15 protein-coding genes are annotated in these 18,643 nt (G+C 72.6%); 13 read left to right on the top strand and 2 right to left on the bottom strand.

Features of this window, described 5'->3' with window-relative positions:
* Positions 1–136 precede the first annotated feature (136 nt).
* Genes argC through ACP7CD_RS17685 form a run of 6 tightly spaced genes read left to right on the top strand, consistent with a single transcriptional unit; the run spans position 137 to position 6,151 of the window.
* Positions 137–1,186, top strand: coding sequence for an N-acetyl-gamma-glutamyl-phosphate reductase (gene argC / locus ACP7CD_RS17710; RefSeq protein ID WP_426120790.1), 1,050 nt, complete (start codon positions 137–139; stop codon positions 1,184–1,186).
* Entirely contained in the window at positions 1,183–2,397 is a 1,215-nt protein-coding gene (argJ, locus tag ACP7CD_RS17705) for a bifunctional glutamate N-acetyltransferase/amino-acid acetyltransferase ArgJ (protein ID WP_017832880.1), read from the top strand. The genes argC and argJ overlap by 4 nt, the downstream gene beginning before the upstream one ends.
* 46 nt (positions 2,398–2,443) lie before the next feature.
* Positions 2,444–3,373 carry an acetylglutamate kinase gene (argB, locus tag ACP7CD_RS17700; RefSeq protein WP_426120789.1) on the top strand — a complete coding sequence of 310 codons (930 nt, stop codon included), beginning with the start codon at positions 2,444–2,446 and terminating at the stop codon, positions 3,371–3,373.
* Positions 3,370–4,683 (top strand): acetylornithine transaminase, encoded by a 1,314-nt coding sequence (locus ACP7CD_RS17695; protein WP_426120788.1) that lies wholly within the window; start codon positions 3,370–3,372, stop codon positions 4,681–4,683. Before argB ends, ACP7CD_RS17695 begins: the two co-directional genes overlap by 4 nt.
* Complete coding sequence (gene argF / locus ACP7CD_RS17690; protein ID WP_035929611.1) at positions 4,680–5,660, top strand: ornithine carbamoyltransferase; 981 nt, start codon at positions 4,680–4,682, stop codon at positions 5,658–5,660. The genes ACP7CD_RS17695 and argF overlap by 4 nt, the downstream gene beginning before the upstream one ends.
* A complete protein-coding gene (locus tag ACP7CD_RS17685) occupies positions 5,657–6,151 on the top strand; it encodes an arginine repressor (RefSeq protein WP_017832876.1) in 495 nt (164 codons plus the stop codon). Before argF ends, ACP7CD_RS17685 begins: the two co-directional genes overlap by 4 nt.
* A 40-nt stretch (positions 6,152–6,191) precedes the next feature.
* Here ACP7CD_RS17685 and ACP7CD_RS17680 read toward each other — a convergent pair whose 3' ends face one another.
* Positions 6,192–6,635, bottom strand: coding sequence for an ankyrin repeat domain-containing protein (locus ACP7CD_RS17680; RefSeq protein ID WP_017832875.1), 444 nt, complete (start codon positions 6,633–6,635; stop codon positions 6,192–6,194).
* Positions 6,636–6,829: 194 nt separating this feature from the next.
* Between ACP7CD_RS17680 and ACP7CD_RS17675 the strand changes: the two genes are divergently transcribed.
* Positions 6,830–8,350: a long-chain-fatty-acid--CoA ligase gene (locus ACP7CD_RS17675; protein WP_426120787.1), complete on the top strand. Its 1,521-nt coding sequence runs from the start codon at positions 6,830–6,832 to the stop codon at positions 8,348–8,350.
* A gap of 108 nt (positions 8,351–8,458) precedes the next feature.
* Here ACP7CD_RS17675 and ACP7CD_RS17670 read toward each other — a convergent pair whose 3' ends face one another.
* Positions 8,459–10,135 (bottom strand): catalase, encoded by a 1,677-nt coding sequence (locus ACP7CD_RS17670; RefSeq protein ID WP_017832873.1) that lies wholly within the window; start codon positions 10,133–10,135, stop codon positions 8,459–8,461.
* A 312-nt stretch (positions 10,136–10,447) separates the two neighbouring features.
* Here ACP7CD_RS17670 and ACP7CD_RS17665 point away from each other — a divergent pair, with 312 nt between their 5' ends.
* From ACP7CD_RS17665 to tyrS, 6 genes are all read left to right on the top strand, one after another.
* The gene (locus ACP7CD_RS17665) at positions 10,448–11,659 is read left to right on the top strand and encodes an argininosuccinate synthase (protein ID WP_031282696.1); all 1,212 of its coding nucleotides are present in this window, start codon (positions 10,448–10,450) and stop codon (positions 11,657–11,659) included.
* Between the two features lie 140 nt (positions 11,660–11,799).
* The gene (argH, locus tag ACP7CD_RS17660; RefSeq protein ID WP_017832871.1) at positions 11,800–13,248 is read left to right on the top strand and encodes an argininosuccinate lyase; all 1,449 of its coding nucleotides are present in this window, start codon (positions 11,800–11,802) and stop codon (positions 13,246–13,248) included.
* Positions 13,245–13,925, top strand: a complete 681-nt coding sequence (locus ACP7CD_RS17655) for a DNA-3-methyladenine glycosylase (RefSeq protein WP_167508886.1) — start codon at positions 13,245–13,247, stop codon at positions 13,923–13,925. The genes argH and ACP7CD_RS17655 overlap by 4 nt, the downstream gene beginning before the upstream one ends.
* A 54-nt stretch (positions 13,926–13,979) precedes the next feature.
* Positions 13,980–14,486, top strand: a complete 507-nt coding sequence (locus tag ACP7CD_RS17650) for an adenine phosphoribosyltransferase (RefSeq protein WP_017832869.1) — start codon at positions 13,980–13,982, stop codon at positions 14,484–14,486.
* Between the two features lie 118 nt (positions 14,487–14,604).
* The gene (locus tag ACP7CD_RS17645) at positions 14,605–16,863 is read left to right on the top strand and encodes a HelD family protein (RefSeq protein WP_126346400.1); all 2,259 of its coding nucleotides are present in this window, start codon (positions 14,605–14,607) and stop codon (positions 16,861–16,863) included.
* A 67-nt stretch (positions 16,864–16,930) separates the two neighbouring features.
* On the top strand, positions 16,931–18,241 hold the full coding sequence (gene tyrS / locus ACP7CD_RS17640; protein WP_017832867.1) for a tyrosine--tRNA ligase: 1,311 nt from the start codon (positions 16,931–16,933) through the stop codon (positions 18,239–18,241).
* Positions 18,242–18,643: the final 402 nt, after the last annotated feature.

Raw genomic sequence — 18,643 nt, 5'->3', positions numbered from 1 at the left:
CGGCCGTGGTCGATCAGAGCGGGGGGATCCTGGCGTGCTCCGACGAGGCGCACCCGCGCCCCGCTCCGCCGGTCCTCCCCCCGTAGCGTGCATAAATATTGAAGACCATGCATAACTTTGAGCTAGAGTGGGTTCTATGACGTTCAGCGCAGCAGTGTCGGGGGCATCCGGCTACGCCGGTGGCGAGGTCCTGAGGATCCTCGCCGGTCACCCGCAGATCGAGATCGGGGCCGTGGGGGCCCATTCCAACGCGGGCCAGCGGCTGGGGGAGCTGCAGCCGCACCTGCACTCCCTCGCCGACCGGGTGCTCGTCGACACCACGGTGGAGAACCTCGCCGGCCACGACGTCGTCTTCCTCGCCCTGCCGCACGGCGCCTCGGCCTCGATCGCCGCGCAGCTGCCGGCGGAGACCGTCGTGATCGACGCCGGCGCCGACCACCGGCTCGACTCCGCCGAGGAGTGGGACCAGTTCTACGGGTCCCCGCACGCCGGGACCTGGCCGTACGGGCTGCCGGAGCTCGTCGTGGACGCCGAGGGCACCCGCCAGCGCGAGCAGCTCCGCGGCGCCACCCGCATCGCGGTGCCGGGGTGCTACCCGACCAGTGCCCTGCTCGCCCTGGGTCCCGGCTTCGCGGCCGGTCTCCTGGAGCCGGAGGACGTCGTGATCGTCGCGGCCTCGGGCACTTCCGGCGCCGGCAAGGCCGTCAAGGCGCACCTGCTCGGCTCGGAGGTCATGGGCTCGATGAGCCCGTACGGGGTGGGCGGCGCCCACCGGCACACCCCCGAGATCGAGCAGGGCCTCTCGAAGGCCGCCGGGCGCCGCGTGCGGATCTCCTTCACCCCGACGCTCGCCCCCATGCCGCGGGGCATCCTCACCACCGCCACCGCGCGGGTCCCCGAGGGCGTGACCGCCGCGCAGCTGCGGGAGGCCTGGGAGACCGCCTACGCGGCCGAGCCGTTCGTCACCGTCCTGCCCGAGGGACGGTGGCCCTCGACGAAGTCGGTGGCCGGCTCCAACCACGCCCAGCTCCAGCTCGCCCACGACGCCCGGGCAGGGCGGGTCATCGTCACGTGCGTGATCGACAACCTCGTCAAGGGCACCGCCGGCGGTGCCGTCCAGTCCATGAACCTCGCCCTCGGCCTGCCGGAGGACACCGGCCTGACACTCCAAGGAGTCGCACCGTGAGAACGTACCCCTCCCAGCAGCCCGCCGGCACCCTGCAGGTCGACACCGCCCGCGGCGTGGCCGCCGCCCAGGGCTTCCGCGCCGCCGGCACCGAGGCCGGCTTCAAGGACTCCGGCGGGCCGGACCTCGCCCTCGTCGTCAACGACGGGCCCCAGCACCACGTGGGGGCCGTGTACACGACCAACCGGATCACCGCCGCGCCCGTCCAGTGGTCCAAGGCCGCGACCGCGGACGGCCGGGCCGCCGCCGTGGTCCTCAACTCCGGCGGCGCCAACGCCTGCACCGGACCGCAGGGCTTCCAGGCCTCCCACCGGACCGCCGAGCTCGTCGGCGAGGCGCTCGGGGTCGGGGCCGGGGACGTGGTGGTGTGCTCCACCGGGCTGATCGGCATCCAGCTGCCCATGGACGTCATGGAGCGCGGCCTCCCCGGGGTCGTCGAGGCCCTCGGGGACGACGACGCCGCCGGGGCCGCCGCGGCCCGGGCCATCATGACCACCGACTCCGTCTCCAAGCAGGCCGCCTACGTCCGCGACGGGTGGACGGTCGGCGGCATGGCCAAGGGCGCGGGCATGCTCGCCCCGGGGCTGGCCACGATGCTCGTGGTGCTCACGACCGACGCGGAGCTCTCCTCCGACGCCCTGCAGTGGGCGCTCGAGGACGCGGTGAAGGTCACGTTCAACCGCACCGACTCCGACGGCTGCATGTCGACCAACGACACCGTGGTGCTGCTCGGCTCGGGCGCCTCCGGGATCACGCCGGACGAGTTCGAGTTCAGCCAGGCCGTGACCGCGGTGTGCCACTCGCTGGCCCAGCAGCTCATCACGGACGCCGAGGGCGCGTCCCACGACATCGAGATCACCACCGTCAACGCCGCGACCGAGCGGCAGGCTGAGGACGTGAGCCGCTCCGTGGCCCGCTCCAACCTCTTCAAGGCCGCGATCTACGGCAACGACCCCAACTGGGGCCGCGTCCTGTCCGCGGTCGGCACCACCGACGCCGCGTTCGACCCCGACCGGCTCGACGTCGCCATCAACGGCGTCGTGGTCTGCCGCAACGGCATGATCGGGGACCCGCGCGAGGGCGTGGACCTGGCCGCCGACCGCAGGGTCACCGTCCTGGTCGACCTCAAGGCCGGGGACGCCGACGCCACCGTCTGGACCAACGACCTGACCCACGACTACGTCGAGGAGAACAGCGCCTACTCCAGCTGACCCGCCCGCCCACCAGCACAGCACCGACCCACGGCGCAGGAGAACCATGACCGACCCGAGTGACCCGACCCGCTACGAGACCGCCCAGCTGAAGGCCGGCACCCTGATGGAGGCCCTGCCCTGGATCCAGCGCTACGCCGGGTCCGTGATGGTCTTCAAGTACGGCGGCAACGCCATGGTGTCCGAGCCGCTGCGGCAGGCCTTCGCGGAGGACATGGTGTTCCTGCGCCACGTCGGGATCAAACCGGTCGTGGTGCACGGCGGCGGCCCCCAGATCAACCGCATGCTGGAGCGGCTGGGCATCGAGTCCCAGTTCCGCGGCGGGCTGCGCGTCACCTCCAAGGAGGCCGTGGACGCCATCCGCATGGTGCTGACCGGGCAGGTCCAGCGGGAGCTCGTCTCCCTGCTCAACGCCACCGGCCCGTACGCCGTCGGGCTCTCGGGGGAGGACGCCGAGCTGTTCCGCGCGGTCCGCCGGGGCACCGTCGTGGACGGCGAGGAGGTGGACCTCGGCCACGTGGGCGAGGTCGTCGGCGTCAACCCCGAGCCCGTCACCCAGCTCCTCGAGGCCGGGCGGATCCCCGTCATCTCCTCCGTGGCGCCGGAGGTCGACGCGCACGGCCGCCCCACGGGGGAGATCCTCAACGTCAACGCGGACACCGCCGCCGCCGCCGTGGCGGTGGCCCTGCGCGCCGAGAAGTTCGTGGCCCTCACCGACGTCGAGGGGCTCTACGCGAACTGGCCGGACAAGGACTCCCTCATCGCGTCCCTGTCCGCCTCGGAGCTGCGCGCGATGCTCCCGAGCCTGCAGGCCGGGATGATCCCCAAGATGGAGGCGGCCCTGCGGGCCGTGGAGGGCGGGGCGCGCCGGGCGTCCATCGTCGACGGGCGCAGCCCGCACACGTGCCTGCTCGAGATCTTCACCGACACCGGCATCGGTACCCAGCTCGTCCCCGACCACGGAGCATCGTCATGACCGCCCAGCACACCGCCTCCCGCTACTCGGCCCAGACCGCCCTGCTCGGCGAGTACGCCGACTCGCTGCTCGGCGTCTTCGGCAGCCCGTCCCTCGTGCTGACCCACGGCAGGGGCGCCGTGGTCACCGACGCCGACGGCCGGGACTACCTCGACCTGCTCGCGGGGATCGCCGTCAACGCCCTCGGCCACGCCCACCCGCGCTGGGTGGAGATCGTCTCCCGCCAGCTCGCCACCCTCGGGCACGTCTCCAACTTCTTCACCTCCCCCCAGCAGATCGCCCTCGCCGGGAAGCTGCTGTCCCTGGCCGGCGCGCCCGCGGGCTCCCACGTCTTCTTCGCGAACTCCGGCACCGAGGCCAACGAGGCCGCCTTCAAGCTCGCCCGCCGCCACGGCCACGAGCACCCCGGCCCGGACGGCCGGCCCCGCGGCACCGTCCTCGCCCTCGAGTCCGCCTTCCACGGCCGCACCATGGGCGCCCTCGCCCTGACCGCCAAGGAGGCCTACCGGGCGCCCTTCGAGCCCCTCCCGGGCGGGGTCCGGCACATCCCCGCGACCGTCGAGGCCCTCGCGGAGCACCTCGACGGGACGGTCGCGGCGCTCATCGTGGAACCCGTGCAGGGCGAGGCCGGCGTGCGCGAGCTGCCCGAGGGCTACCTCCGGGCCGCCCGGGAGCTGACCCGCCGGCACGGCGCGCTGCTGGTCGTGGACGAGGTGCAGACCGGGATGGGCCGCACCGGCCGCTGGTTCGCCTCCTCCGCCGAGCTCACCGGCGACGACCTGCCGGACGCGATCACCCTGGCCAAGGGCCTCGGCGGCGGCTTCCCGATCGGCGCGATGCTGACCGTCGGCCCGGAGGTCTCCGCGCTGCTCGGGGCCGGCCAGCACGGCACCACGTTCGGCGGCAACCCGCCGGCCACCGCCGCGGGCCTCGCCACCGTCACCGTCATCGAGGAGGACGGCCTGCTGGAGCACGCGCGCACCGTGGGCGCCGTGCTCGGCGAGGGGCTGCGCGCGGTCCCCGGGATCGGCGACGTGCGCCAGCACGGACTGCTGATCGGCGCCGACCTCGAGGTCCCCGAGGGGGCCACCGCCCCGTTCGGCCCCGCCGTGGTCGAGGCCGCCCGGGACGCCGGATTCATCGTCAACGCGACCGGCCCCGGGACCCTGCGCCTGGCCCCGCCCCTGATCCTGACCCCCGAGCAGGCGCGCACCTTCCTCGACGCGCTCCCCGAGATCCTGCGCACCGCCGCCGCCGCGGTCACGGCCCCCGCCGCGACCTCGCCCGACTCCCCGCCGAAAGAAGCATGAACCCGTCCATGACCCCCCGCCACTTCCTCGTCGACACCGACCTCTCCCAGCAGGAGCAGACCGAGGTGCTCGAGCTCGCCGCCCGCCTCAAGGCCGACCGCTGGGCCCACCGGCCCTACGCGGGGCCCCAGACCGTGGCCGTGATCTTCGACAAGACGTCGACCCGCACCCGGGTCTCCTTCTCCGCCGGGATCGCCGATCTCGGCGGCAACCCGCTGATGATCAACCCGGGCGAGTCGCAGCTGGGCAAGGAGAGCGTGGCCGACACCGCGCGCGTCTTCTCCCGCATGGCCTCGACCATCGTGTGGCGCACCTACGCCCAGTCCGGGCTGGAGGAGATGGCCGCGGCCGCCACCGTGCCCGTCGTCAACGGGCTCTCCGACGACTACCACCCCTGCCAGATCCTCGCGGACCTGCTCACCGTCCGGGAGCACCGGGGCGGTCTCGCCGGGCTCACCTTCGCCTACCTCGGGGACGCCGCCAACAACATGGCCCACTCCTACCTGCTGGGCGGGGCCACCGCCGGCATGCACGTGCGCGTCGCCGGCCCGGCGAGCCACCTCCCGGACCCGGCGGTGGTGCGGGCCGCCGAGGAGCGCGCGGAGCAGACCGGAGGATCCGTGCGCGTGACCACCGACCCGGCCGAGGCGCTCGCCGGGGCGGACGTGGTCTGCACCGACACCTGGGTGTCCATGGGCCAGGAGGCGGAGACCGAGGCGCGGGCGGAGGTCTTCCGGGCGTACTCCGTGGACGCCGCGGCGATGGCCCAGGCCGCGCCCGGGGCGCTGTTCCTGCACTGCCTGCCCGCCTTCCGCGGCTCCGAGGTCGCGGCCGAGGTCATCGACGGCCCGCAGTCCGTGGTGTGGGACGAGGCGGAGAACCGCCTGCACGCCCAGAAGGCCCTGCTCGTCTGGCTCATGGCGCGCTCCGGGCGCTACGACCTGGGCGCCGCCGACGCCTCCGCCGTACCCGCATGAGCATCCCCGCCACCAAGACCGCCCGGCAGGCCCGGATCGTGGCCCTCGTGACCGGAGGGGCGATCCACTCGCAGGCCGAGCTGGCCGCCCGGCTGGCCGAGGACGGCGTGCAGGTCACCCAGGCCACGCTCTCCCGCGACCTCGTGGAGCTCGGGGCCGTCCGGGTGCGCGAGGGCTCCGGCGCCCTCGTCTACGCCGTCCCGCAGGCCGGGGCCGACCGCTCGCCCGCCTCCGGGATCACCCAGGAGGTGCTCGACGCGCGCCTGGCCAGCCTGTGCCGCGAGCTTCTGGTCACCGCCGAGGCGAGCGCGAACCTCGTGGTCCTGCGGACCCCGCCGGGGGCCGCCCAGTACTTCGCCTCCGCCATCGACACGTCCGTGCTCCCCGCCGTCCTCGGCACCATCGCCGGCGACGACACCATCATGGTGGTGTGCCGGGCGGCGGACGGCGGCCACGCCGTGGCCCGCCGCTTCCTGGAGCTCGCCGAGTAGAGGTCCCGGCGCCGCCCCGTGCCGGCCGTGCGCCGCGCGCTCAGCGGGCCGCGTACTCCTCCAGGACCGGGACGAGCTCCGTGCGCTCGAAGACCCGGGCGAAGTCCAGGGCGGAGTGGGCGCCGGCCGTCTGCGAGGCCCCGGCCGCGAGCAGCGTCCGCACGATCGTCTCGTTGCCCCGGAAGACCGCGCTCATCAGCGCCGTCTGACCGTTGTCGTTGACCCGGTCCGGGTCCGCCCCGGCCTCGAGCAGCGCCGCGACGGTCTCCTCGCGCTGGTGGTAGGCCGCGAGGACCAGCAGGGTGTCGCCCTTGCCGTTGGTGAGGTTCACCGGGACGCCGGCGCGCACGGCCGGCAGGAGGTTCTCCGTGTCCCCCGTCCGGGCCATCTCGAACAGGGAGAGCACGTAGGCCATCTCCTCCTCGGTCAGCTGGGGGGCCGCCGGGTCCTGCGGCTGGTCGGTCGGCTGGGGGTTCTCGGTCACGGGTGGTCCTTCGCGGTCGGTCGGATGCAGCTCCTGCCGGCCAGTTTATCGGGGGCGGGGACCGCGACACGCGCCACCCCCAAGTACCCGGGTCTTGACGTTGCAGTAACCGACTGGCACGCTCGTGTGACACAGCTCACCTCGTGCCCGTTCCTCGCGCCGGTGCCCGTGCACCGGGGATCCGGAGTTCCCCCATGACGAATCTCGCCACCCTGCTCACCGACACGGCCGCGGCCTCCCCGGAGTCCCGGGCGGTGGTCCTCGACGACAAGGTCCTGACCTACGGGGCCCTCGACGACCTGTCCGCGCGGGTCGCGTCGATGCTCGCCGCGGCCGGCGTCGGACAGGGCGACCGGGTGGCCCTGATCCTGCCCAACGTCCCCCACATGCCGATCGCCTACTACGGGATCCTGCGCGCGGGCGGGGTGGTCGTGCCCCTCAACCCCCTCCTCAGCCCCCGGGAGCTGGCGTACCACTTCGACAACGCCGAGGTGTCCCTGGTGCTCGTCTGGGAGGCGATGGCCGAGGCGACCCGCGCCGCGGTCGCGAACCTGGACCGGGACGTCCGGGTGGTCGAGGTCTCGGCCGCCGGCACGCTGCAGGCGCTCGCGGACGTCCCGCCGCGGCCCGGGGTCGCCGAGCGCGACGACGACGAGCCCGCCGTCCTGCTCTACACCTCCGGGACCACGGGCCGGCCCAAGGGCGCCGTCCTGACGCACCACAACCTCCGGGCCAACGCGGCGCTGTCCGCGGGCCTCTTCGACCTGGCGCCCGGGGACGTCATGTTCGGGGCCCTGCCGTTCTTCCACGTCTTCGGCCAGACCGTGGCGCTCAACGGCGTCGTCCACGCGGGGGCGACCGTCACGCTGCTGCCGCGCTTCGACCCGGCCAAGGCGCTGGAGATCCTGGCCCGGGACGAGGTCACGGTCTTCGCCGGGGTGCCGAGCATGTACGTGGCGCTGCTCGCCGCCGCGGACGGCGGGACGGTCGAGCTGCCGCACCTGCGGGCCGGGGTCTCGGGCGGTTCCCCGCTGCCGGTCGAGGTCCTGGAGCGCTTCGAGGAGGTCTTCGGCGCCCCCATCTACGAGGGCTACGGCCTGTCCGAGACCTCCCCGGTGGTGTGCTTCAACCAGAAGGACCGGGGACGCCGCCCGGGCTCGATCGGCACGGTGGTGCGGGGCGCGCAGCTGAAGGTCGTGGACGACCTCGGCGCGGAGGTCCCCGTCGGGGAGATCGGCGAGCTCGTGGTGGCCGGGGAGTACGTGATGGCCGGCTACTGGCGCAACCCCGAGGCCACCGAGGCCGCGATCCGTGACGGCTGGTTCGCCACGGGGGACCTCGCCCGGGTGGACGAGGACGGCTTCTACTACATCGTGGACCGCAAGAAGGACATGGTCCTGCGCGGCGGCTACAACGTCTACCCCCGCGAGGTCGAGGAAGTGATCTACCAGTTCCCCGGCATCGCCGAGGCCGCGGTGGTCGGGGTGCCGGACGAGGCGATGGGCGAGGAGGTCGCCGCCGTCGTCGCCTTCCGCGGCGTGCCCGAGGCGGAGCGGGACGCGAAGGTCGACGAGCTGGACGCCTTCGTCCGCGAGCGCGTGGCCAAGTACAAGCACCCGCGCTACTACAAGGTGGTCGACGAGCTGCCGAAGGGCCCGACCGGCAAGATCCTCAAGCGCTCCCTCGACCTCGCGGGCGCCGGGCACCGCGGCTGAGCCCGCACACGGAAGGGGCCGGCCGCTGGACGCGGCCGGCCCCTCCTGCACGATGGGTCCGCACGGACACCGGGGGAGGCGCCCCGGACGGGGCGCCTCCCGGACGGGTCAGCTGGACATCATCGCGGGGCTCGCCTGCTGGGGCTCGCGCTCCACGGCCACGTGCTCGTTGGGCACGCAGTGGGTCATGGTAAGACCCGCCACGCTGCGCGGGCCGTTGTTGCCGAGGTTGGCCACGCGCTGCAGCTCCTCCTCGGAGAGACGCTGGGTGGCCAGGGGGCCCAGGTCCTTGACGTCCTCGAGGGAGACGCCGATGCCGTCGCCCACGCGGCGGCCCATCTCGTCCTCGACCATGTAGAAGTGCCAGACCATGCGCTCCTGGATCGGGCGGTCGCACTGGGACAGCGCACCGACCAGGTTGTCGATGAGCTCCTCCTTCTCCCACTCCTCCTGGAGCTGGAAGCGCTCGCCGGCCTGCTTGTAGTCGTTGGTCCGCTCGATCCGGGCGCGGGTCAGGCGCGCGCTGATCTCCGGGCCGACCTCGGGCTGGTACCCCTCGGGCTTCGGAGTCTCCTGCACGCCTCCGATGATGGACGGCTCGTAGTTCACGTGCGGGTTCTGGCCCGGGGCGTGGTCCACGGCGTAGGCCATCTGGCCGTCGCGCTGGTTGGTGGCCACCGGCGCCTTCGGCGCGTTGACCGGCAGCTGCAGGTAGTTCGGGCCCACGCGGTAGCGCTGGGTGTCCGAGTAGGAGAAGGTGCGGCCCACGAGCATCTTGTCGTCGGAGAACTCCAGGCCGTCCACCAGCACGCCGGTGCCGAAGGCGATCTGCTCGTTCTCCGCGAAGAAGTTCTGCGGGTTGCGGTTCAGCACCATGCGCCCGACCGGCTTCGGCGGGAACAGCTCCTCCGGCCACACCTTGGTGTCGTCCAGCGGGTCGAAGTCCAGCTCGGGGTGGTCGTGGTCCTCCATGACCTGGACCTGCAGCTCCCACTCGGGGTAGTCGCCGGCCTCGATCGCGTCGTAGAGGTCCTTGGTGTGCGAGCCGAGGGTCTGGGCCTGGATGTTCGCGGCGTCGGCCGAGGTGAGGGACTTCACGCCCTGCTTCGGGATCCAGTGGTACTTCACCAGGAGGGACTCACCGGCGGCGTTGACCCACTTGTAGGTGTTCACGCCGAAGCCCTGCTGGTGGCGGTAGTCCGCCGGGATCCCGCGCGGGGAGAACAGGATCGTGATCATGTGCATCGCCTCGGGCGACTGGCTGAAGAAGTCGAAGGCGCGGTTGGCCACGCCGGCCTCGAAGTTCACGGGGTCCGGCTTCTGGGAGTGGATGAAGTCGGGGAACTTGATGGCGTCCCGGATGAAGAACACGCCCAGGTTGTTGCCGACGAGGTCCCAGTTGCCCTCCTCCGTGTACATCTTCACGGCGAAGCCGCGCGGGTCGCGGGCCACCTCGGAGGAGTCCCGGCCGCCGGCCACGGTGGAGAACCGCACGGCCACGTCGGTGCGCTTGCCGGCCTCGGCGAAGACCTTGGCGCGGGTGAACTTCGCGATGGGCTCGTCGCCGTAGGCGCCGTAGGCCTCGAAGTAGCCGAAGGCGGTGGTGCCGCGGGCGTGCACCACGCGCTCGGGGATGCGCTCGCGGTCGAAGTGGCTCATCTTCTCGAGGAACGCGTAGTTCTCGAGGGTCGCGGGCCCGCGGGAGCCGATGGTGCGGGTGTTCTGGTTGTCGTGGACCGGGTGGCCCTGACGCGTGGTGAGGGTCTGCTCGGGAACGTTCGTCATGGGGTTCCTCTCGGGGTAGGGACCGGGTGTGCAGGACGGCCGGGGCGCGTGGCCCCCGCCGTGGTGGGGTGCGGTCGGTCGGTCTGGATCACACCCGGTCCCCAGTATGTCGGAAGGGCCGGGCTATTGCTAGCTATTCATAATTGCGGAGTGGCGCACGGCACCTCCGCAGGTCGGAGGGCGGGCGCGGCCCGGCGGGGGAGTGCGCGGGACGGTCCGCAGAGTATGCATAAATACAAGTCGACGTGTATAGTCATGCACAGAAGGCGGGGCCACGCCGTGGCGCCCGGACCACCGACGAAGGAGAACACCGTGACCGAGCGTGTTGTGCTGGCCTACTCCGGGGGTCTCGACACCTCCGTGGCCATCGGCTGGATCGGCGAGGCGACGGGGGCCGAGGTCATCGCCGTCGCCGTCGACGTGGGGCAGGGCGGCGAGGACCTCGAGACCATCCGCCGGCGCGCCCTCGACTGCGGGGCCGTCGAGGCCTACGTGGCCGACGCCCGCGACGAGTTCGCCGCGGAGTACTGCATGCCGGCGCTGCAGGCGAACGCCCTCTACATGGACGCCTACCCCGTGGTCTCCGCGCTGTCCCGCCCGGTCATCGTCAAGCACCTCGTGGCCGCCGCCAAGCGCTTCGGCGCCTCCACCGTGGCCCACGGCTGCACGGGCAAGGGCAACGACCAGGTCCGCTTCGAGGTGGGCATCCAGACGCTGGGCCCCGAGCTCAAGTGCATCGCCCCGGTCCGCGACCTCGCCCTCACTCGCGACAAGGCCATCAACTACGCCGAGAAGCACCACCTGCCGATCGCCACGACCAAGAAGAACCCCTTCTCGATCGACCAGAACGTCTGGGGCCGCGCCGTGGAGACCGGGTTCCTCGAGGACATCTGGAACGCCCCCACCAAGGACGTCTACGACTACACGGACGACCCCACGTTCCCGCCGCCGGCCGACGAGGTCGTGATCAGCTTCAAGGGCGGCATCCCCGTGGCCCTCGACGGCCAGCCCGTCAGCCCGCTGCAGGCGATCCAGGAGATGAACCGCCGCGCCGGCGCCCAGGGCGTGGGCCGGATCGACATCGTCGAGGACCGGCTCGTGGGCATCAAGTCCCGCGAGGTCTACGAGGCCCCCGGCGCCATGGCCCTGATCGCCGCGCACCGCGAGCTGGAGAACGTGACGGTCGAGCGCGAGCAGGCCCGCTTCAAGCGGATGGCCACCCAGCGCTGGACCGAGCTCGTCTACGACGGCCAGTGGTTCTCCCCGCTCAAGCAGTCCCTCGACGCGTTCATCCAGGACACCCAGAAGTACGTGGACGGCGACATCCGGATGACCCTGCACGCCGGCCAGGCCACGGTCACCGGCCGCCGCTCGAACACCTCCCTGTACGACTTCAACCTCGCCACCTACGACGAGGGCGACGCGTTCGACCAGTCCCAGGCCCGCGGGTTCATCGAGCTGTTCGGCATGTCCTCTAAGGTCGCGGCGTCCCGCGAGCAGCGGATCGCGGCCGAGGGCAAGTAGCCCCCGAGCACGTAGGCTCGTCCCCAGCAGGAACGGGCACGACGACGGAGGGCCCCATCCCGGCGGTGGGGCCCTCCGCCCACGCCCGGCCGACCCGACCCCCGGCGGCCCCGGCCCCGGCGGAACCCACGAGGAGAGACATGGCGCAGCAGGACAAGCACGGCACCAACGAGGGCGCGCTCTGGGGCGGGCGCTTCGCCGGGGGACCGGCCGACGCCCTCGCGGCGCTGAGCCGGTCGACGCACTTCGACTGGCGCCTGGCCCCCTACGACATCGCGGGCTCCCGGGCCCACGCCCGGGTCCTGCGCACCGCGGGGCTGCTGACCGACGACGAGCTCGGGGGCATGCTCGACGCCCTCGACCGGCTCGAGGCCGACGTCCGCTCCGGGGCCTACGCGCCCGCCCCCTCCGACGAGGACGTCCACGGCTCCCTCGAGAAGGGCCTCATCGAGCGGGCCGGGCCCGAGCTCGGCGGCAAGCTGCGCGCCGGCCGGTCCCGCAACGACCAGATCGCCACCCTCGGGCGGATGTACCTGCGCGACCACGCCGCGATCATCGCCCGCAACGTGCTCGACGTCGTGCAGGCCCTCCTGGACCAGGCGAAGGCCCACCCGGAGGCCCCGATGCCCGGGCGCACCCACCTCCAGCACGCCCAGCCGGTGCTGCTGTCCCACCACCTGCTCGCCCACGCGTGGGCGATGCTGCGGGACGTGCAGCGCCTCGTGGACTGGGACGCCCGCGCGGCGGTCTCCCCGTACGGCTCGGGGGCGCTCGCCGGGTCCTCGCTCGGACTGGACCCGGGGGCCGTCGCCGCCGAGCTGGGCTTCGACTCCGCCGTGCACAACTCCATCGACGGCACCGCGGCCCGGGACGTCTACGCCGAGTTCTCCTGGGTCACCGCGATGATCGCCGTGGACATGTCCCGGATCTCCGAGGAGATCACCACGTGGGCCACCAAGGAGTTCTCCTTCGTCACCCTCGACGACGCCTTCTCCACCGGGTCCTCGATCATGCCGCAGAAGAAGAACCCGGACATCGCCGAGCTCGCCCGCGGCAAGGCCGGCCGGCTGATCGGCGACCTCACCGGGCTGCTGGCCACGCTCAAGGGCCTGCCGCTGGCCTACAACCGGGACCTCCAGGAGGACAAGGAGCCCGTCTTCGACGCGATCGACCAGCTCGAGGTGCTGCTGCCCGCGGTCGCGGGGATGATCGCCACCCTCGACTTCAACACCGGGCGGATGGCCGAGCTCGCCCCGCAGGGCTTCGCCCTCGCCACGGACGTGGCCGAGTGGCTCGTGCGCCAGGGCGTGCCCTTCCGGGACGCGCACGAGGTCGCCGGGGACGCGGTGCGCGTCTGCGAGCAGCGCGGGATCGAGCTGTGGGACCTCTCCGACGAGGACTTCGCCGCCATCTCAGACCGGCTCACCCCCGGCGTGCGCGAGGTGCTCACCGTGGCGGGTTCGCTGGCCTCGCGCAGCGCCCAGGGCGGCACGGCGCCGTCGGCCGTGGCCGCGCAGATCGGCGAGCTCGAGCGCCAGGTGGCCGAGGCCGCGGAGTTCTCGCGGCGGGCGCCGATCGTCGCAGGATGAGCGTGAACGGGCCCGTCACCGGGCCGGCGCTGCTCGAGCTGCTGTCCCGGCCGGCTCCCGAGGTGGCCCCCTGGCTGCTCGGGAGCCTGTTCGGCCACCGGACCGCCGAGGGCTCCGTGGTCCTGCGGATCACGGAGGTCGAGGCCTACGGCGGGCCGGACGGCTCCGACCTGCCGGACCCGGGGGCGCACACGTGGCGCGGGCGGACGGCGCGCAACGCCTCGATGTTCGGTCCGCCGGGCCACGTCTACGTGTACTTCACCTACGGCATGCACCACGCCGTGAACCTGGTCTGCCGCCCCGAGGGCACCGCCGGCGGGTGCCTGCTCCGCGCGGGCGAGGTCGTCGAGGGCGTGCCGCTGGCCCGCGCCCGCCGGGCCGCCGGACGCTCCGGCCCGGTGCCCGACGCCGCGCTGGCACGTGGCCCCGGCAACCTCGCCAAGGCCCTGGGCATCGACCTGACCCACGACGGCGCACCGCTCACCGCGGGGGACGCCGCGGCGCCGGGCTTCTTCCTGCGGCTGCCCGGCCCCGGGGACGCCCCCGCCGCCGGCCGCGGGCCCCGCACGGGGGTGTCCGGACCCGGCGGGACCCCCGAGTTCCCCTGGCGCTGGTGGCTGCCCGGCGAGGCCTCCGTGTCCCCGTACCGCGCCGCGGTCCCGCGCCGGCGCCGCTGAGTCCGCGGGACCCGGACGGATAGCATGAGCGGTGTGACTGAATCCGTTGAGCAGATGATCGAGCGCCTGTGCGTGAAGATCCCCGACTACCCGGAGCCGGGGGTCCTCTTCCGCGACCTGACGCCCCTGTTCGCGGACGGTCCCGGCTTCCGGCGGACCGTCGACGCCCTGGCCGACGCCTTCCGCGGTCAGTTCGACCACGTGGCCGGCGTCGAGGCCCGGGGCTTCCTCATGGCGGGGGCCGTGGCCTACGCGACGGGCGTGGGCCTCATCCCGGTGCGCAAGGCCGGGAAGCTCCCCCGGGAGACCTTCCGCGAGGAGTACGTCCTGGAGTACGGCTCGGCGGTGCTGGAGATCCACACCGACGACGTCCCGCGCGGGGCCCGCGTGCTCGTGCTCGACGACATCCTCGCGACCGGCGGCACCCTCGGGGCCACGGCGCAGCTGCTGCACCGGGCCGGGCTGCACGTCGCCGGGTTCGGGCTGATCATGGAGCTCACCGACCTGCGGGGCCGCAGCCAGCTCGGCGGCCACCGGGTGCGGGCACTGTACCGGGTCTGACCAGGGGCGAAGCACCCCGGCGAAGCACTGTGACGCACCGCGCCGCCGGATCGCCGTCGGAACGCCCGCGGACCGGTAGAATCGATGGTCTGTTCGATCCGGAACGAGGTGTCCACCCATGGCAGAGACCGTCGCCACGATGGCGGCCGAGCAACTTGCTGTCGAACGCGCGTACGTCGCGATGCTCTACGACCGGCTCGACGAGCTGCGGGCCGAGAAGACCGCCGAGCTCGCGGCCGTGCGCCGCAGCGAGTCCTTCGGCAACCACCAGAACCGCGCGGAGCGTGACGCGTTCGCCTCCCACTACGAGGACCGGCTCGCCCAGCTCGAGGCCGTGGACCACCGGCTCGTCTTCGGCCGCCTGGACGGCCAGGACGGCGACCGCCGCTACGTCGGGCGCATCGGCCTGGCCACCGCGGACCACCAGCGGCTCATGGTGGACTGGCGCGCCCGCGAGGCCGCGGCCTTCTACCAGGCCACCGCGCAGAACCCCATGGGCATCCGGCGCCGCCGCCACCTCATCCTGGAGGGCCGCGACGTCGCCGCCCTCGAGGACGACGTCCTCGACCCGGACATGCTCGAGGACGAGGGCGTGCTCCACGGCGAGGGCGCTCTGCTCGCGGCGCTGAACCAGAAGCGCACCGGACGGATGTCGGACATCGTCGCGACCATCCAGGCCGAGCAGGACAAGATCATCCGCGCCCCGCTGCCCGGCGTCCGCGTGGTGCAGGGCGGGCCCGGCACCGGCAAGACCGCCGTGGCGCTGCACCGGGCGGCGTACCTGCTCTACGAGCACCGGGAGCGGCTGCGCAAGGCGGGAGTGCTGATCGTCGGCCCGTCGTCGTCGTTCATGTGGTACATCGAACGGGTGCTGCCGGCGCTCGGGGAGACCGGCGTCGTGATGTCCTCCCTCTCCGAGCTGTTCCCCGGCGTGGCGGCCGTCCCCGAGCGCGACCCCCGGACCGCCCGGCTCAAGTCCGGCCTCGACATGGCCGAGGTCGTGGCCCGCGCCGTGCGGGACCGGCAGAAGGTCCCGGCGGCGGACCAGGTCCTGCGCGTCGACTCCCACCGCGTGACGCTGACCCCGCGCACCGTCAAGCGTGCCCGGGACAAGGCCCGTGCCACGGGGAAGCCGCACAACGAGGCGCGCAACACGTTCGTGAAGATCGTCCTGCGCGAGCTCACCGAGCAGCTCGGCGAGCACCTCAACACCACCAGCGGCAACGTCATGGACCGCTCCTACCTCGCGGAGGACATCCGGCAGTCCCGGGACGTGCGGATCGCGCTCAACCTCGCGTGGATGCCGCTGTCGCCCCAGACCCTCGTCGCGCAGCTGTTCAGCAAGCGGCACTACCTCGAGTCCGCAGCCCCGCACCTGAGCGCCGCCCAGGTCGAGGCCCTGCTGCGCCCGGCCGACGCCCCCTTCACCGTGGCCGACGTGCCGCTGCTGGACGAGGCCGCCGAGCTGCTGGGCGACCTCGACGAGGCCGGGGTGCGCCGGCGGGCCGAGGCGGACCGGGAGCACCGCAAGGCAACGGACAACGCCGAGCACGCGCTGGCGAACATGCACCAGAGCCTCGAGGACGTCGGCGCGGACGGCATCGTGACCGCGGCCCAGCTCACGGACTTCAACGCGGTCACCCAGCACCGGATGACCGCCGCCGAGGCCGCGACCGCGGACCGCACGTGGGCCTACGGGCACGTCGTGGTCGACGAGGCCCAGGAGCTCTCGCCGATGCAGTGGCGCGTGCTCATGCGCCGGTGCCCCATGAAGTCGTTCACCGTGGTCGGCGACATCGCCCAGGCGGGCTCGGCCACCGCCGCCCGCAGCTGGCAGGACGCCCTCGAGCCCTTCGTGGGGGAGCGGTTCGTCCTCGACGAGCTCACGGTCAACTACCGCACCCCCGCCGAGATCGCCGAGGCCGCGGTCGACGTCGCCCGGGCCGCCGGCCTGGACATCTCCGCCCCGCGGGCCGTCCGGGAGGGCGAGCCGCCGATCGTGCAGCGGGTCGGCGCCGCGGACGTGGTCGAGGGCGTCCTCGAGCAGGTGCGCACCGAGCTCGACCTGGTCAGCGGCGGGCTCGTGGCCGTGGTCGTGCCCGAGGACCGCGTGCAGGAGATCGGCACGGCACTCGCCGGGGCCCTGCCCGGGCTCGTGGGTGCCGGGGTCCGCCGGCTGGACCGGCAGGTCGTGGTCCTCTCCGCGTGGGACGCCAAGGGACTGGAGTTCGACTCGGTGGTGGTCGTCGAGCCGCAGGCGCTCGTCGAGGAGGTCGGCGGCGGGGTCGGCAACCTGTACGTGGCCATGACCCGGCCCACCCAGCGGCTGCGCGTCGTCGCCGCCCGGCCGCTGCCGGCCGGCCTCGACCGGTTCTGAACCCGGGCCGCCGGGGACACCGGGACGCGGAGGGGAACCCCCTCCGCGTCCTGGTACCTTGGAAGCCGTGTCGAACGCAATAGACCTGGACCTCCAGCACAACGATCCGTCCTTCGCCAACGTGTGGCAGGAGCTGCAGTGGCGCGGCCTCGTGCACGTGTCGACCGACGAGGCGGCCCTCGAGCGGTCGCTCGCGGAGGAGAAGGTCACCTACTACTGCGGGTTCGACCCCACCGCGGCGTCCCTGCACCTCGGGCACTTGGTGCAGCTGCTGCTGATGCGCCGGCTCCAGCTCGCCGGTCACCACCCGATCGGGCTCGTGGGCGGGTCCACCGGTCTGATCGGGGACCCGCGGCAGAGCTCCGAGCGGGTCCTGAACTCCCGGGAGACCGTCGCGCAGTGGGTGGACCTGCTGCGCGCCCAGGTCGAGCGCTTCCTCTCCTTCGAGGGCGAGAACCGGGCCGTCATGGTCAACAACCTGGACTGGACCTCCCAGCTCTCCGCCATCGACTTCCTCCGCGACATCGGCAAGCACTTCCGGGTCGGCACGATGATCAAGAAGGACATCGTGGCCAAGCGGCTCAACTCGGAGGAGGGCATCTCCTACACCGAGTTCAGCTACCAGATCCTGCAGGGACTGGACTACCTGAACCTCTACCGCGACCACGGGTGCACCCTGCAGACCGGGGGCTCCGACCAGTGGGGGAACCTGACCTCCGGGACCGACCTGATCCGCAAGGTCGAGGGCGTGTCCGTGCACGCCGTCGGCACCCCGCTGATCACCAACTCGGACGGCACGAAGTTCGGCAAGTCCGAGGGCAACGCGGTGTGGCTGGACCCGGAGCTCACCTCGCCCTACGCCTTCTACCAGTTCTGGCTCAACACGGCCGACGCGGACGTGGTCGACCGGCTCAAGGTCTTCACCTTCAAGACCCGGGCCGAGATCGAGGAGCTGGCGCGCTCCGTCGAGGAGGAGCCCTACAAGAGGCAGGCCCAGAAGGTCCTCGCCTGGGAGGTCAACTCGCTGGTGCACGGGGAGGCGGCGACCGAGAAGGCGATCGCGGCCTCGGCCGCCGTCTTCGGACGCGGCGAGCTCACGGAGCTCGACGCCGAGACCCTGGACTCGGTCGCCCGGGAGCTGCCCGGCGCGAGCGTGTCCGCCGGAGCGCTGCAGGTCGCCGACCTCCTCGTGGCCACCGGGCTGTCCGAGTCGAAGTCCGCCGCGCGCCGAACCCTCAAGGAGGGCGGGGCGTACGTCAACAACGAAAAGGTCGTCGGTGAGGACGCCGAGCTCGGGCCCGACCAGCTCCTGCACGGCCGATGGGCGCTGCTGCGCCGCGGCAAGAAGCACCTCGCCGCCGTCACCGTGGAGGCCTGATCCGGGCCCGATCCGCCCACCACCCCCGTCCGGGAGCCGAGCTTGCAGGCCCCTGGGCGGGGGTGTAGTGTTCATCGAGTCGTCAGGCAGGGCCGAGAGGCCGGCGGGCGACGACACCGCAAAGAGCAGCAGGACCGAGAGGTGCTGCCTAGTTCATGCGGGAGCGACCGTTCAGGTCGGTCCGAACCCGGAACAACGCAAGTTGACACGCCGAGAACGGACTGCGTAGGATGGTCGAGCTGCCTGAGGCGGGGAACGAAGTTCCAACGCGGAGGGCACCGAAAATTCCAACACGGTTTCCGGGTGTGGTGCCTGGTTGCTGGTCTGTTGTTTGAGAACTCAATAGTGTGCCATGTTTGTTGATACCGGATGTTTTATTCGGTTGATTGGTTGTTGCCGTCC

Source organism: Kocuria sp. LHG3120 (assembly GCF_049897445.1).
Classification (GTDB): Bacteria; Actinomycetota; Actinomycetes; order Actinomycetales; family Micrococcaceae; genus Kocuria; species Kocuria rosea.
This window is presented reverse-complemented; position numbering and strand designations above follow the sequence as displayed.